This window comes from Paenibacillus sp. LS-5 (assembly GCF_056121505.1).
The window spans coordinates 186,357-203,212 of record NZ_JBWAVA010000007.1 but is presented as its reverse complement, the minus strand read 5'-3'; the positions used below and the strand labels follow the sequence as shown (position 1 = coordinate 203,212).

The 16,856-nt window shown below is 47.1% G+C and carries 5 protein-coding genes and 1 pseudogene; all 6 read left to right on the top strand.

Going from position 1 to position 16,856, the window contains the following annotated elements; all coding sequences use genetic code 11:
* The first annotated feature begins 8 nt into the window (after positions 1 to 8).
* The 6 genes and pseudogenes from AC0MA3_RS13440 to AC0MA3_RS13415 all read left to right on the top strand — a co-directional run bounded on the left by AC0MA3_RS13440 (position 9) and on the right by AC0MA3_RS13415 (position 16,736).
* Complete coding sequence (locus AC0MA3_RS13440) at positions 9 to 3,299, top strand: fibronectin type III domain-containing protein (RefSeq protein ID WP_474656578.1); 3,291 nt, start codon at positions 9 to 11, stop codon at positions 3,297 to 3,299.
* 22 nt (positions 3,300 to 3,321) lie between these two features.
* Entirely contained in the window at positions 3,322 to 4,287 is a 966-nt protein-coding gene (locus tag AC0MA3_RS13435) for a hypothetical protein (RefSeq protein WP_474656577.1), read from the top strand.
* A 15-nt stretch (positions 4,288 to 4,302) separates the two neighbouring features.
* Positions 4,303 to 5,073, top strand: a complete 771-nt coding sequence (locus tag AC0MA3_RS13430) for a hypothetical protein (protein ID WP_474656576.1) — start codon at positions 4,303 to 4,305, stop codon at positions 5,071 to 5,073.
* A gap of 38 nt (positions 5,074 to 5,111) precedes the next feature.
* On the top strand, positions 5,112 to 14,948 hold the full coding sequence (locus AC0MA3_RS13425; RefSeq protein ID WP_474656575.1) for an RHS repeat-associated core domain-containing protein: 9,837 nt from the start codon (positions 5,112 to 5,114) through the stop codon (positions 14,946 to 14,948).
* Positions 14,949 to 14,959: 11 nt separating this feature from the next.
* A complete protein-coding gene (locus AC0MA3_RS13420; protein WP_474656574.1) occupies positions 14,960 to 15,250 on the top strand; it encodes an immunity 53 family protein in 291 nt (96 codons plus the stop codon).
* A 245-nt stretch (positions 15,251 to 15,495) separates the two neighbouring features.
* Positions 15,496 to 16,736 (top strand): annotated as a pseudogene (locus tag AC0MA3_RS13415) (IS110 family RNA-guided transposase).
* The last annotated feature ends 120 nt before the right edge of the window (positions 16,737 to 16,856 follow it).

Below are 16,856 nucleotides of genomic sequence, written 5' to 3'. Positions count from 1 at the left end.
TGGAACAATTGAAGCGTTTATCATGGATTCTGTGCTTGCTGCTTCTATTTTCGGCTGCCGCATTTCCTCCGAAGGCGTTCGCCAGAAGCAGTGTCGATATCGTATTTATCATTGATAAATCAGGCAGTATGGATCCTTCATTTGCTGCTGTCAAAAATAATGTTAATGATTTTGCCAATAGACTTGCGGCCCGCGGAATATCATATCGTCTTGGCTTAGTTGTATATGAAGATGCTGTGCAGCAGTATGATTTGACCAGCAACGTGGATGTTTTTAAGAATCAGGTTGGCTCTATTTGGACTGAGGGGGGAGTAGAAAATGGACTGGACGCCATTATGCAGGCCGCCCAGACCTATCCTTTTGATGTCAACGCCAAGAAATACTTTATTCTGATCGGTGATGAAGTTGTAACAAGTAACAATGGATACAGTGTACCGGGCACCATCGATTACTTGAGAAGTATGCAAATTACACTGTCCACTATAGGGATTGACTACATTAGGCCCCAGTTCGAGCAGCTATCCAGCAATACGGGAGGGATGTATCTCGATCTTAACAGCAATTTCAGTACGAGCCTTACCAGTATTTTTGATCAAATTCAGCAGATGCCAACACTTGAAGTTCTGAGTCCTACATCAGGTCAAATGCTGAGTGATTTAAATACTGGGTTTATTCCCACAGTCAAGGTTACAGACCCGGATAGTGATTCATTGCAGCTGGCTTATTATGTAGATTCAGAGACATCTCCCAGAGATGTCAAAACAATAACTAACTCGAGGAATCCTCAAACGGTCAGCTTTAACGCGCTGAATATCGGAACGCTGGCCGAAGGGGATCATGTACTAAGATTCACAGCCTATGACGGATCAGACACTGCGAGGGATTCAGCAACCATTAGAGTGGACAAAGCAAAACCCGTTCTGGGGGCAGTAGGAGTTACATCGACAGCGACAACTGTACAAATCACCGGATCGGCCTGGGATGCGCTGTCAGGTCTAGATTCCTCGGCCTATCGCTATACGGTTGGAAGCTATATTAGCCCGTGGACGGCTGCACCAACGAATACGATTTCGAACCTCACTCCAGGAACGGCGTACAGGGTTGTTTTTGAGGCTCGTGATGTAGTGGGGCATGTTGCTGCTTACGAGAGCACTATTCATACCAAAGCACAAACTCCCACCATCACCAATAATCATGTTTCGGAGTCGGGGGCTGTAATCGGCTTCCAGGACAGTAATGCATCAACAACTGCGTACCAGATCAAGTCCGGAGGTCAATATGTCAGTGCAACTGGACAACTGACTTCAACAGCTTCATGGATCACTGCATCCAATAAAAGTTTTACCGTTAACGGACTGGCTTCCAATACGGATTATTCCTTCCAGGCTAAAGCCCGGAATCTGATCGGTGAAGAAACGGGCTATGGCAATGTGCTGAATGTAAGAACACTGGCAAATCCACCGACAGATATCACGCTCAATTCCAAACAAACCTGGGTGCAGGTAGGCTGGACGGCCGTTCCTGGTGCTATCCGGTACGATGTAGAAGCTGACGGTATAGTAACAAATACCGGTACTTCCAATTCTTTTACGCATAGCGGGTTATCTCCCAATACACAGCACCGGTACCGCGTTAGGGTCACTAATGCGGGCGGAACAGGAAACTGGAGTCAGACAGCAACCGTCTTTACCCTCCCTGATCCGCCAGTTGCTCCAGTCAACGTAAAGACTGTACCGACTCAGACAGAGGTTAAAGTTACTTGGGATAGTGTCGCCCGAGCCGATTCTTACGATATCCAGGTTGACGGAACAGTATCAGCTTCTGGGAGCGGCACTCAATTCGTACAAGGCGGCCTTCTTCCCGAGACAAGCCATACTTTCCGGGTTAGAGCTAAGAATACCGGCGGAATAAGCGAGTGGAGTTCTTCTGTTGCTGTCAATACGCTCCCTTATCCGCCGGCCGCTCCAGTTGGACTGACTTCGGAAGCTACGAATAACCAGGTTGCGATCAAGTGGCCGAGTGTGGCAGGAGCAACTAGCTATGAGGTTGAGGCTGACGGTCTGATACTTGCCAATGAGAATCACACCAGCTATACCGATACGGGCTTATTCCAATTGACATATCACACCTACCGTGTCCGCGCAGTCAATGCGGGGGGCAAGAGCGCTTGGTCGTTACCGCTTAACGTAAAAACCCTGCCGGATAAGCCTACTAAACCGACGAATATTATGACGACAGCAGATCAAACATCGATTACTGTCATGTGGTATCACGTTGAGAACTTTGAAACCTATGAGGTTGAGATCGATGGTAAACAGATCGAGACCGTGAGTAATAACCAATTCGTTCATAAAAGTCTGGTGTCAGGCAGCTCACATTCCTACCGCATCCGGGCCCACAATGTGAGTGGGTATAGTGAGTGGACCAAGCCCACTGTGATGAAAACATTTGTGCAGGGCGAGGCTAACCGTTCTTTAACAAACATGGCTGCGATCGTTACTAATCATTCCATAACAATCACTTGGGATACAGTTGCCCAAGATGCCAAATATGAGATTGAAGTCGATGGGAGAATTAGCGATCTTGGTTCGGACACCGTCTTCCAGCATGGAGGATTAGCAGCAGAGGAAAATCACGTTTACCGGATACGCCTGAAGTCAGATGGAGGAGCGGGTACGTGGGTAGCGGTGCTATCTTTATCTACCTTGCCTGATGTACCAGGAGCACCGTCTGCATTAAAAGGAAATCCGTCTGATTATTCAATAGAACTTCATTGGGACCGGGTAGAAGGTGCAACTGGCTATGACCTGGAGATTGACGGACAGACAGTCGATACCGGAAGCGCAGATTCTTTCACACACAAGAATCTGGAAGCTGGAACTGCCCATACGTACAGACTGCGGGCGAAGAATCAGACCGGAGTCACTGCCTGGAGTCTGGCCTTAAATGCCAGTACAACCAGTCCGTCATACGTGATTGATGCGCATAAAGATCGGCCTTTTGATCTATCGCTGCTTGCGTTGAATGTTCAGGACTTCAGTGAGCTGACCTTTGTTGTTAAGTATGACCCGAATCAGGTAGAGGTCTCAGATCTTTATCAATTCACTCCTGTGGCGGATGTTATGTTGTCTGGAGCCATTCCAAACTCGGATGCAGAGGTCGATTATTCAAAGGGACAAATAAAATATACGTTCAAGCGGAATGTTGTGCCGGGAACATCCTGGTCTGGAGAACTGTGCACATTGACTTTTAAATCTAAAGTGGATGGAAAAGTAGCCGTTGAGGTTTTTGTCGAATAAATTTGAAGGTTGAGGTAATCGGATGAAATGGGTCAAATCACGGGCTGGCCATAAAGTAATAATCTGTTTGTTAATCGTGTCGCTTATCTTTCCGACAGTTCTGTATGGATTTGTATACAATCGGAACAGAAATCAGGCAGGCACTTATCCTTTGGATGGAGATGCCGATAAGCAGATTGTTGCTGATATTTCCAATATGACGGGAGTCTCATCGGACAAGATTGTGAAGCTGAAGGAGACCGGTTTGTCTTGGAATGAGGTTCTTGAGCATGTGAAATCCGTAAAAGGAACCGGAACTAGCGGGCGCAAAGCACGAAGTGCGCTTCTCACTGAAGAGAACATGGAGGAGACCACCGTTAAGCTTCGGGAATCCGGCTACGAGGACAAAGAGATTCAAGAGGCCAAGCTGACGGCGGAACGCATTGCCTTTCAGCTCAGTGAGCTTACTGATGATTCGGATGCCCCTTCATTGCCGGCTGCTACTGCTCCTCAAGGGTTAAGCACCCAAAAGGACGATACCCGTAAGGAGTCAATTAAAGTGGTAGCCAAGAAATTTGACTCTGCCGCCCTTGTCTATTATTTGCTGGTATTAAGCGGGGAATTTGACGGGCCGGAGACAATAAGTGACGAATACCTGCTCTCGCTTCAATTAGAACTTAATTTGCAGCAATATATTGATGATCCGGAATCTTACTTGAAAAGCAAGCAAGAGAAGAGCGCCGTCCTTCTTCCGGGTTCAGAGATAACGACAGCATATATTGAGGAGACAGTTTTAACCCGGCTGAATAAGGGAACTGCGGCAGAATCATACAAAATCGGAACAAGCACTCCGGCAGCAGGCGATATTAAATCTACTGTAACAGGGCTTACGGAAGACGGTTCAGCAAAAGAAAGTTCACCTCTTCCTGAGGTTCCAAATGTCCAGCCGGTAAATCCGTCCGAAAAAATACAGCAGGAATTGGATACTTTGAATCCTAACTTGCCATAAAGGGGCATCAAATGTATGAAATTCAAATCAAAAAAAGTAATTATTATTCTATTAGCTGTTATAGCCGTTGGTGGAATTATGCAAATAGGTTCTGCGCTTGCTCAGAGCGGCTGGTTCATAAGCTCGTCCACAAGCTCGTCCACAAGCTCGTCCAAGCCAAGCTATGAGGAATGGTTGAGTACGCTTGATGTTCACGACAAGTTCAAGGTGGAACTGGATCACTTGAAGACTTCACATGCCCAAGGTGATCTCATGACTGCCTACACATTTCTATATTATCAATACGGAACATTCGATCAATTGGAGCCGATGGTCAAGCAGAAGGAAGATGGTGCTTCATGGAAAAGCGTATTCTCGGAGTATCTTAAGCAGCATCATGCTTTTGTGCCGAGAACGTATGACACGAATGAATTAGAGAATTTAACTTCATCCGCTTCCATCACTTCTGACGACATTATGGTCGCTGACCGTTTATCCTTCGTATCCGGTCAGCCTATGAAGGGGTTGCTGGCTGCCAAACTGGAAAGCGGTACAAGCTGGAAGAACGCCGCGGCGGACTTGAATATCGTTAACGGGGCATCTTCATTGCCTAGAGTAGAAATTACTGCAGAGCAGATAAGCCAATATGTTACAAGTAAATTTCCGGAGGAAAAGGTGATCCAAGCTTTTGTCTTGTCGCAGAAAGTGGGTTTGGAACCTAAGGATGTAGTGTCCAGGCTGAAGGATGGCCGCTCAGAAATTGAAATTATGGCAACGGCATGGAGCGGTTTATTCTCATCGAAGTAATACCATTTTGATTGGCGATAGGACTGGGGGGAAATGAATTGAAACGTTGGAGTCTGTTAACTTTTTTTGCACTGCTATTTTTAACATCATTTGGTTCAATTGCTTCCGCGGAGACGCTGCAGGATCAGCTCAATAATCTGGTGGGTCCACAGCAGCAATACAATACTAAGTTGTCCTCTGTCTACTTGCGTACCAATACTACAGAGGAAACTATAAGTCCTCAAAGCGGAAATCTGACAGTGGCCCAGACGGATTATGTTTTGCCTGGCCGCAACGGGCTGGACCTGGAGTTCAAAAGGCTTTACAACAGCGGGAGCTCCAATATCCAGGAAATGAAGGTCAAATATGTGGATGGAGCCTGGGTGGATTACGTGCAGTCGGATAATGACACCCTGACCTTCTACGAGAACCGCTATGATCTGGGGATTGGAATGCGGTTCTCCTTTCCTACTATAGAAATTAAGAAGAATGAAGACAACACGAGCCACAAGTTCTTGCATACCGATAGTGGTGAAGTATACCGGTTAAGACAGTACACGTTGAACGGGCAGCTGGTTTATATGCCGGACGGGCAGACCGTACAGGATGTCGTTGTCCGGGAGACAAGCGAGTTCAGCAACGGGCAAGCCGGCGGCGTATCCCAGTTCATGATGACGAACAAGGAAGGCCGGAAAACATATTTTGATGCAGATGGTGTCGTTCTGGGGATTGTCGACCGTTACGGCAATAAAATTGTGTTTGAATCAAAGAAATTGGAATACAAGATAAATGATAAAATCATTACTAAAAAGCTGATATCCAAAATTACTGACACAGTAGGTCGGGTAGTGACCATCGAATATAAAGAGGACGCTAGCTACAAGGTAGGAACAATTGATAATAAGACCTACAATGGCGACGAATCCTACAAAAATTCACAGAACCCAAACAGTACGGATTCAGGGGACTTGCAGGAGAAATTTCAGGTGATCGTGCATTTGCCGAATGGTCAAAGCCTTGTCTATGATAAGACTGCTGCCTTGGTAAATGATGCGAAAAACGTATTGCGTACCAGGCTCCAGCGTGTATTCGACACGGATGGCAAGCCCAAATATCACTTCTGGTATGAGCAACCGGATCTTGGTTTTACGTATAATAACAAGGAGAAATACTCGGCGTTTAATAGATATGAGAACCTGACTCAGATTGACTATGTAAAGACGAACAGACTTACCCGGTACATATACGGCTCCGCCAAACGGGATTTAAATGAGAGCGGAAGTATGGAATATCGCAAAATTTTTGAGAAGAGAGAATTAACGAAAAAAGGATATAATTCCGCTCAGACCAAGTTTGAGGACCGCTTCATAGCTGAACTGAACGATAAAACCAATTACAGTTATACCAACGAAGCTGACGGCTACGGGTACGCAGGATATAAGAAGGATGATTACACCTACATAAAAGATACATACCGCTACTATACGGAAATGACAGACAATAAAGGCGGCAAGACCAAATATACATATGATGGTCTTAATCAGCTTATCCTGACTGAGAGAACGGGTAGTGAACATAAAGAAGTCGTTCAAAGCACGATGGATGATATGAAGCTGGTGAAGAAAAAAGAAACGTTACTCTATGATGTTGAGAATGGTCAAATTAAAGGCGGGCCTGTCCGCAAAATTGAAAATTACAGTTATGATCAATATGGCAACATGACCAATTATACCGGACCGGAAGCTCCGCGCAATCAGGCTGGTGAACCTTCGGACAATGAACATACGGTCGTCTATACCTATGAGTATGACAAGTTCCATAAGCTGACAGCAAAAACCTGGAAGCAGGACCGCAATCTTACGGTTCAGGAGTTATACAATATCGATGCTCTTGGGAACGTCATCCAGGAGACCAAGGTCAATACCAATGATACAAAGCAATGGGTTGTTATCAATTATGCCTACGATAGTTACGGCAATATGATAGAGAATACCCTGAACTCGGACGGGCAAACCTTCAAGACGCATTATGAATACGGAACGGATGCGGACGGACACGATGTCAAAGGGGCTTATCTGACACGCGAGTACAGTGAGCTTAATGGGCAGCAGGTCGGCTCCCGTTACGCGTATGACTTCAACACGGGTAACCGTACTGCTGAAGTTGACGCGAAAGGGAACCGGATCAGTTATCAGTTCGACCTGCTGAACCGTCTGGTGATGACAACTTCTCCTGACGGAAGCCAGGAATCCTACAGCTACGAGCAGGATGGATATACGAATCTGAACATCCGCAATACGGATCCTGAGAAGAATGTATTCCTGTACGAATATGATCCGCTCGGTTACGAGATTCGTGAGAGCATACAGGACGGCAGCGGGAAATGGATTGTTCAGACTGCTTATACGTATGATTCCAATCACAATATCACTACAGAAACCGATGCAAACGGACACCAGTTCCGCTATGAGTATGACAGCGACAACAGAATAATCAAAAAATCTGCTTACTCGAAGGATGGCACCTTTAAAGGGACCATATCTGTTGACTATCAGATCGCTGCAGCTAGCGATGTTCCGCTGCTAATGACGATTACAGATGAAGAGGGTTTTCCTAAGAAGTACTATTATGATAGCCTCGACCGTCTGATCCGGACAGATTCGACGGCAGACCGCAGCACCTATTTAACGGCATCCTACGAATATGATTACGTCGGTAATGTTATTGCCCAAACGGATGAGCGGAAGAATACGACCCGTTATCAATACGACGGCTTGGGAAGGCTGATCTTGGAAGCTGACGCAATGGGTAACGAGACCACTTATAAAAACAATGCGCAGAATCAAGTGTCGGAAAAGGCAGAGCCTGGCGGCAAGATAACGCGTAATCTGTTCGACAATCTGGGGCGTATGCAAGAACAACGAATCTCTGCGAAGGGTTCAGATGATTATGTCTATCAGGCCTTCGAATATGACGTAAACGGGAACATGACCCGTATGCGCAAGGGACAAGTGATAGGGAATAAAGACCAAGTCTCTTCCGATAATGGATTCCAGTATAATTCAGTGGACCTGTTAACCGATAAATCTTCAAAAATAGACTCGGGACGCTCAGGTTATACTCACTACACGTATGATAAGAACGGGAATCAAATCTCTGAAACCCAGTACGCGGATGCGAACAGACAGAAGTACCGGATAAATACGAAGGCATATGATTATGCAGGTCGTCTTACACAAGAAGCAGGACGCTATGTAGAGGTGCAGGCAGACGGATCTCAGAAACAGTTTGGCAGTTTCGAGAACCGGTATGAGCTGGATGCGGCCGGGAATATAGTGAAGCAGAAGCAATTTAACGGTCTGGATTATGATACAACTACGATGGTATATGACTATCAGAATCAGGTTGTGGAGAAGCGCGAACCTTACGGCGGTAAGGCAGAAGGGAAAGTCACCCGGTATGGATATGACAAACTAGGACAACTCTTGACAGAGACGATGTCCGTACAGGGTACCGACAACATCACTGCATATACGTATGACGGACTAGGTAATCTTGTGCGGGAAATTGATCCGTCCGGGAATACAACAAGATATGTATATGATGCAGGCGGCAATAAAATTAAAGAGATTGATCCGCGTTATTCATCAACGCCGGATGATCAGGCACCCGGTACTGAATTCAAATATGATGCGCTGGATCAACTGGTCACCACCACGGTATTTGACGGGCAGACCCGAAAAGTGGTCTCTTATACCAAATATGATGCTCGCGGGAATGTGGTTCTTGCAGTCAGTGGAGAGGGCTATAATGAAGCCGATCCCGAGAACTCCGCCGGTGACAAGACGGAATACGACATTCTTGATCAGCCGGTTAAGACAGTCTCTGCACAGACGGTGATGGATAACCGGACCAACGGTACGGATGCCTATACAACAATGAGTTCATATGATGGAGACGGCAACCTCCTGACAGAGACAGATGCAACAGGGGCTGTCACAATCCATTCCTATTACCTGAATGGATTGCCCCGGGAGATCGTCTATCCGGATGGAAGCAAGGAATCCTATGATTATGATCTGACGGGAAATGCTTGGGAAATTAAGACAGACCGTAATGGAGGAGTAACCAAAACTCACAATACGGTCTTTGACCAGCCGGATCAAATCGATTATCCGGATGGAACTAAGGAACTATTGTCTTATTCCTCCAAGGGAGAACTGATCAAGCGGCTGGATCAGGCAGGGAATGAACAAAGATTCGAATACGATGCATCTGGAAATGTAACGGCGCAGATGGAGCAGGTATCCTCGGATACCTCAGGCAAAGTATTCAGACGCTCAGAAACGAAGTACGATGAGGCGGACCGCCCTGTTGTGACGGAGACATTCCTTTATAAGGAGTCTTCCAGTTCTGCGCAGAATCCGGTCATAACCTCTGCCGGTAACAAGGTAACTAATACCTATGATAAAGCCGGCCGGCTTACCCGATCCTTCGGGCCGAATGGCAGAGAAAATATGTATGAATATGACCGTGCAGGCAATGTCGTGCTCAAGAAGAGCAAGGTTGCAGAAGGTAACTATGACATGGTTCGGTATGTATATGATGTCGAAAATAAGGTTGTCTCAGAGTCACAGCTTATACGTCTGAGTGATTTGGCACAGGATGAGCTGGCTTCGGCTGCTTTTGACGATACCTATATTGACCGGGTCCTGGCAACTACGAAATACAAGTATAACAAGAACGGTGAATTGAACAGCCAGACTGACGCCAAGGGCCATACCGTTAGGCTCGAGTATGACCTCGACAACCAGCTTATCCGCCAGACTGATCCTTTGAATGGTGTGAAGGTCAACCGGTACGATGAATTGGGCCGGCTTGCGGAGGAGATCAATGAGAACGGTGTTTCGAAGTTATACGAATACGACTCTATGAACCGTCTCATTCGTAAAAAAGAGCCTGCAACAGATGGTTCTACAGCAACTACGAGATATTTGTACGATTCAATGGGTAACCTCCTGAAAGTGATCGATCCGAATCATTACATTGCCTCGCAGGATTCTGCAGACACTGCAATGAATATGACCGGAATCAAGTATACGTATGATGTGATGAACCGCAGAACATCTACGATTTCTCCGGAAGGCCAAATCATAGAATACGTTGCTTATGATGCTCTGGGCAGAATAAGGAAGGTAGTCGACGGGCTGCGGTATTCGGGCAGTGTGGATGCATCGCAGGGCATTGTAAGACAATATGATGGTCTTGGGCAGATGACGGTACAGACAGATGCACTTGGCGGAAGCATAAAGTATCAATACGATATTCTGGGACGCCCTACGCAAATTACGGATGAGCGGGGCTCGGTAACCGTCAATGAATACAATGCTGACAGTACGCTCAAGCGGGAAGTACAAGCGGATGGAGGCGTGAACTCCTTCACTTATGATCTGGCTGGCCGGAGAATATCAGAGACAGATCCGAGCGGAGGTCAGACGGTATATACGTATAATTCCTTCGGCGCCATTAAAACCTCAACCGATGCTCTTGGGCAGACTGAGGAATTCAAATATGATATGGCCGGGAAGCTGTTGTCCGGCAAGGATAAACGAGGAAGCATCACCTTATATCAATATGATGCAAAAGGTCAATTGACCGAGAAAAGAAAGCCGCTTGAGAAAGACAGCAGCGGCAATATTGGATATGCTGTTGAGAAATTCACCTATGACCCTGCAGGGAATCTGCTCAAGGACAGCATTACAGGAACCAAGGATAAGGCCTTCCTGCGTGAGCAGACCTATGCCTATTATCCGAATGGTCTTGTCCGCCTTCGCTCCGATAACAGCGGGGCAGTGACGGAGAATGATTACGATAAGAATGGTAATCTGATCCGCAAAGAGACACTTCGCTCGGCAAATAACCGGGATATCGAAAAGTTCAGCTATGACAGTTCCAACCGCATAATCGATTGGAGCAAGCTGGTAGAGAGTTATGCTATCGTCATGTCTGCCCTTGCAGGAACCACTGTGGATTCCGGGGAGAGCGGTATGGTTGCACTTACAGCCTCTTATCAATATGATATGCTGGGCAACCGGATTCAAGAGAAGGACTCCAAGGGCAATATTACGGAATACAGCTATAATGCTCTGAACCGGGTGACGAAGAAGACCCGTAAGCTTGAATCAACCGATGCTACCGAGACCTATGTCTATGATAAGGCAGGTAATCAGGTGAGCGTGACTAATGCGCGGGGATATGCTACCAAATATGATTATAATGTTATGAATCAAGTGATCTCGGCTACGGATGCGGAAGGGAATACCCTGTCTTATGAATATGACCTCTCTGGCAACAAAACTGCGGAGATTAATGCTCTGGGCAACCGTATAACCTATGCTTATGACAAGCTTAACCGGCTTACTACGGTAACGGATCCGGACGGTATTATCATATCCCGTCGCTTGTATGATGCCGGTAATAACGTGATCAAGGATATCGATGCCAGAGGGTATCTGGCGGGGAATTCTGACGATACGCGGTACGGGGAGAGTAAGGTCTACGATCTCGCGGGCCGGCTGGTATCCGTAACGGACCGTGAAGGCTTCAAGACAACCTATAGTTTTAATCCTGCAGGTGATCTCCTTGAGGAGACAGATCCGCTGGGACATGTATATAAGTACGAATATAATAATGCCGGTGATCTTATCCAGGTGACTGATCCCCTTGGCGTTGTAACCCAGTACAGTTATGACCTGACCGGTAACAAGCTCGATATGATTGACGGAAGAGGCAAGGTTACCAAGTATCAATATGCTTCCTTCGGTCTGCTGACCGCTATGGTGAATGCAGACAACAAAACAACAGGCTACCTGTACGATCAGACGATGAATGTTGCGGAGATGACGGACCGGAACGGCAACCATACGCAATATCTGTACGATAGGCGGAATCTGTTAGTTGACAAAAAAGTTGTGGAGACTGGTGATCAGGTCCGGTTTACGTATGACAAAACGGGTAACCGCTTATCGATGACAGATACCAGCGGTGTGACCCGGTATGAGTACGATAAGAACGACCGGAAGAGCAGAATCACCAGGGATGACCAGCTGCAGATCGCCTATAAGTACGATGCAGCCGGTAATATGGCCTCTGTTAAAGACAAAAAAGGCAATGAGACTGTCTATACGTTCGATAAGTCTAACCGTATGAAGACTGCTGAATCAGGAGGGAATACCACATCCTACACCTACGACGCAGGAGGTAACCGTATTGCAGTCCTCTATGAAGGCGGAGTGAAGGAAAGCTATACTTTTGATAAAAACAATCTGTTGCTGACCCTCAAGAATACCGCTCCCGGCGGGGCCAGCTTGTCATCTTATGTATATTCCTATGATGCAGCCGGACAGCAGTCCTCGAAGAAGGATAGCTACGGGACTACGGTATATACCTATGATGCGGACGGACGTATCGTGAAGGTGGAGGCTCCGGGCATGACCACCTTGTATGCCTATGACAAGGGCGGCAACCGGCAGTCGAGCCACGAGACGTATACTTCTGCCCAACCAAGCGGGTATACCGATCCGTCAAGTGGTACTGCTGTTGATTATCTAGTCAAGAAGAGTGAATATATGTATTCCGGAGCAAACGTCATTCAGCAATTGGTTGAACGGATGATGGACGCTGACGGTAAAGAGGTCTTGAAGAAGACCACAGATTATAACTATGACGATAACGGGAATGAGCTGAGAAGACAGGTCAGCTATGTCCGGGATCATACCCGTGACATGAAGCAGGTAACAGGAGCCAATCCGAATGGGGACGGGCTGACGAACGAACTGAATAAATTGTTCGAAAAGACCAGCAATACCTTCGACGGCTTCAACCGCCTCGTCAAGGCGGAGAAGATCAAGGATGGCGCTCGCTCCAGCGTGGAATTCACGTATGACGGCGACGGACTCCGGACCCGGAAAGTGAGTAGCAGTTCGAAGAATAATCAAGTAGAAGTCACCAACTATATATATGATCGGCAGTATGTCATTCTGGAGACGGACGCAGCAGATAAAGTAGCGGCGAGATATATTCGTGGTATCAACTATGTAGGCATAGTGAATGCAGCAGATAAGCTGTCCTACTTCTTGTTCAACGGCCATGGAGATGTAGTACTTACAGTGGATAAGAGCGGGAACGTAGAGAATCAATATGATTATGATATCTTCGGGAACTCGACCTTAACAGTCCAGCAGTATAATAACGCAATCCGGTATGGAGGCGAATTCTATGATGCGGAGGTAGGGCTGTACTACCTGCGGGCACGTTACTATGATCCGTATATCGGCCGGTTTATATCGGAAGATACGTATGCAGGGAAGGAAAAAGATCCGTTAAGCTTGAATTTGTATACGTATGTGCTGAATGAACCGATCATGAACTGGGATCCGAGCGGCCACTTCAGCTTCAAGAGTCTCTATAAATCGGCGACTCAGGCCGTGGCCAGCACGGTGAAACAGGTTGCGGCAAGTACGGTGAGTACGGTGAAGAAAGTGGCTACGACAGTGGCTACGACGACTCAAAAGGTGGTCAGTACCGTCAAGCAAGTGGCAACGGCAGTAGTAAGCACGGCGAAGAAGCAGACGGCCGAAGTCGTAGAAAAGATCAAGAAAACAACAACCGTGGCTGTGAATACAGCGAAGAAAGTAACGGTGGCAGCAGTAAATAAAACGACAGCGGTTGTGACGAGTGCAGCGAAGAAGACGACAGCAGCGGTGACGAGCGTCGCGAAGAAAACAACAGCAGCGGTGACGAGTACCGTGAAGAAGACGACAGCAGCGGTGACGAGTGCGGCGAAGAAGACGACAGCAGCGGTGACGAGTACAGCGAAGAAGACCATAGCAGCCGTTACGAGTACAGCAAAGAAGACAACGGCAGCCATTGTGGAAACGGCGAAGAAAACGAAGACGGTCGTAGCCAGCGCTGGGAAGCAGGCAGTAGCGTCAGCAGTCAGCACCGCGAAGACAACGGCAGCGACGGTAGCGGCGAAGACGAATAATATGGTCAATGCAGCGAGCAAAGCGCTCACCGTAGTGAAGGGGAACCTTGCTGCAGAAGGAAAAAAAGTAGCTGCGAACGTAAATACCGCGGCTAAGGCGGTACAGAGCTTTGGGGCAGGAGCAGCGCACTCGATCGTGAGTGATAACGGATTCGAGGGAGCCGCGAATAAGCTATATGGCCCAACGTCCTCGCAAGCAGGAACGAAAAGCTATAACAGCGGGAAGATCGTGGGCCATTTGGCCGGCCTGGCACAGGGAGCGGTAGAGTTAGCGGCTGCAACCACCGGAGAAATTGGCGGAACCCTGTTATCATTAAGCGGAATCGGAACGGTAGCCGGTGTTCCAGCCATCGCAGTATCGACAGCGGTAGGCGTGCACGGGGTAGCCGTAGGTGCGAATTCAGGCTCCAATCTGCTGGCAGATATCCGGGAGATGTCTGCGGGTAAGGGGTCTGGTGGTTCGGGTAAGAGTCCGGCGAAGAGTTCGGAGCCGAGTGGAAGTAAGAGCGATAGTTCGGGGACAGGTTCTGGTGAGGGGAATGCAGGGACACCTAAAGTTGGTGGGGGCAAGAGCAAAAACAACATGAAATATGACCCTGATGCAACAGGTGAACACTCAACGTATAAACGTGACCCTCAAACAGGAGAGATAACAAATTGGCAGAGATGGAATAAATCTGACCCAAGAAATCCCAATCCATTTACTCCTGGGGAGAGATATGACGGTATGGGAGCAGGACACTATAATAAACAAACTGATGAAATGGTGGAGACCCCTCACGTTAATGATCCCAAAACGCCAGGAGGAGTAAGAAAACCATACCCTTGGGAGATTCCAGGGAAGCCTTGAGGAGTGTAAAAATGGAGATTTTAAGATGGCTACAAGAATGGTACACATCGCAATGTGATGGAGATTGGGAGCATGGCAGTGGTATTAGAATTACCTCCATTGATAATCCTGGGTGGCATGTTGCAATAAGTTTGGATGGGACAGAGATGGAGAGTAAGCAGGTGGATGTAGTTCGAGTAGATCGAACTGACGAGGATTGGATTTATTGTAAAATACAAGATGGATGTTTTTCTGGTGCAGGTGGCCCAGGGAATCTTGAGGAGATACTGATAACTTTCTATCAGTGGGCAACTATTGATTAAGATCTATATTAACCTTGAATGGCACTCATGCCTTCAAGGTTTCTTTTTTAGGTGGGGGCTACCCAGTATCGAATGAGCCCAACATTCAACCAATAACACCTATAACCCTCGTAGTACCCGTATAAAGATTTCGTCACGTACACATCAATGCTCCCATTGCGGCTCGAAAGAGTAACGGTTGAACTGAGGTTGCCCCTATTCTTTACCAACGTCACGTCAGAATCCGTAATCAGAGGTGAAGTCTTTTGAGTCATTACAAGCAGTATCACATCTTTGTCGGCTTAGACTTACATAAAGCCCATCATACCGCCGTTATTATCAATTGTTGGAATGAGCGGCTTGGTGAAATTCAAAAATTGTAAACAAACCGTCTGCCTTCGATGACTTGATGAAGTTCGTTAAGAAGCACACGGCAAAAGGCTTGACCCCTGTTTACGGGTTGGAAGATACGGGCGGTAACGGAAGAGCCTTAGCCGTTCATCTTGTCGAGAAGAAGCAGATCGTTAAGGAAGCCAATTCAACATTGTCTTACATTGAACGAATGAGCCATGCCACGACCCGAAAGAGTGACAGTTGGGATGCGTTCTGCATCGCTAAGGTACTCCTTACAAGGCTCGATGAACTACCGGATGCGAATCCACAAGACTTGTACTGGACATTTGGTCAATTGGTAGCAAGGCGGAATGCTATGGTCAAACATGCCGGTGGCTTGAAAAATCAAATGCACCAACAACTTAGTTATTACTATCCGGCTTATAAGAAGTTCTTTTGTGATATTGACGGTAAAGCCGCCCTTGCCTTTTGGAAGAAGTATCCTGATCCGCATCAAGCGTTAACGGTGGGGGATGAACTAGCGGAATATTTACGTGAGGCAACCCATAACACCTGTTCCACCCGTAAGGCAGAAGGAATACTAGAATTGGTGAAACAGGATGGCGAAACCAAGCGGAACTTTCAAGAATATATAGACTTTCTTATCGTCAACATGGTCAAGGATATGCGGAGAAGTCGGGAACTCATCAAGCAAATCGTGGAACAGCTTCGGCAGGTAATGGCACAGACTGATTACAAGCTAGAGTCGATGGACGGAATTAGCACCGTCACAGCGGCAGAACTGGTGGCTAAAATCGGAAACAACTGCCGCTTTTCCAATGCCGACAAGTTAGCACGTTTTGCCGGAATCGCCCCTGTTCGCTTTAGTTCAGGCGGCAAGGGGAACGACCAAGCTAGCGGACAAGGTAATCGTGTACTGAATGCCATCTTCCATAACCTAGCCGTTCAGCAAATCCTAGTAGCTAAAGGCGATAACATGAAGTAACGGAATCCCGTCTTCTACGAGTTCTACCAACGGAAGCTAGCGGAGGGCAGGACCACGAAGCAAGCTCTTATATAGGTTATGAGAAGGCTTGTAAACATCATCTACAGCATGATGAACAACAAGACAGAATATCAGGCGGCAGATCTAACAGAACGCCAAACAAGCTGATATAATGGTGGTAATTGGAAGAACCGATTGCCACCTTCTTTATTCCCAAGTTTAAGATTACGACTTAGGGGACGGGTAATGCAGAGTGGTAAAAGGTTACTTCAAATCTTGGGAAAGAAC

Excerpts from the sequence above, each read along its gene's own strand:
- AC0MA3_RS13430 (WP_474656576.1), top strand. The coding sequence starts at position 4,303 with ATGAAATTCAAATCAAAAAAAGTAATTATTATTCTATTAGCTGTTATA.
- AC0MA3_RS13420 (WP_474656574.1), top strand. The coding sequence starts at position 14,960 with ATGGAGATTTTAAGATGGCTACAAGAATGGTACACATCGCAATGTGAT.
- AC0MA3_RS13435 (WP_474656577.1), top strand. The coding sequence starts at position 3,322 with ATGAAATGGGTCAAATCACGGGCTGGCCATAAAGTAATAATCTGTTTG.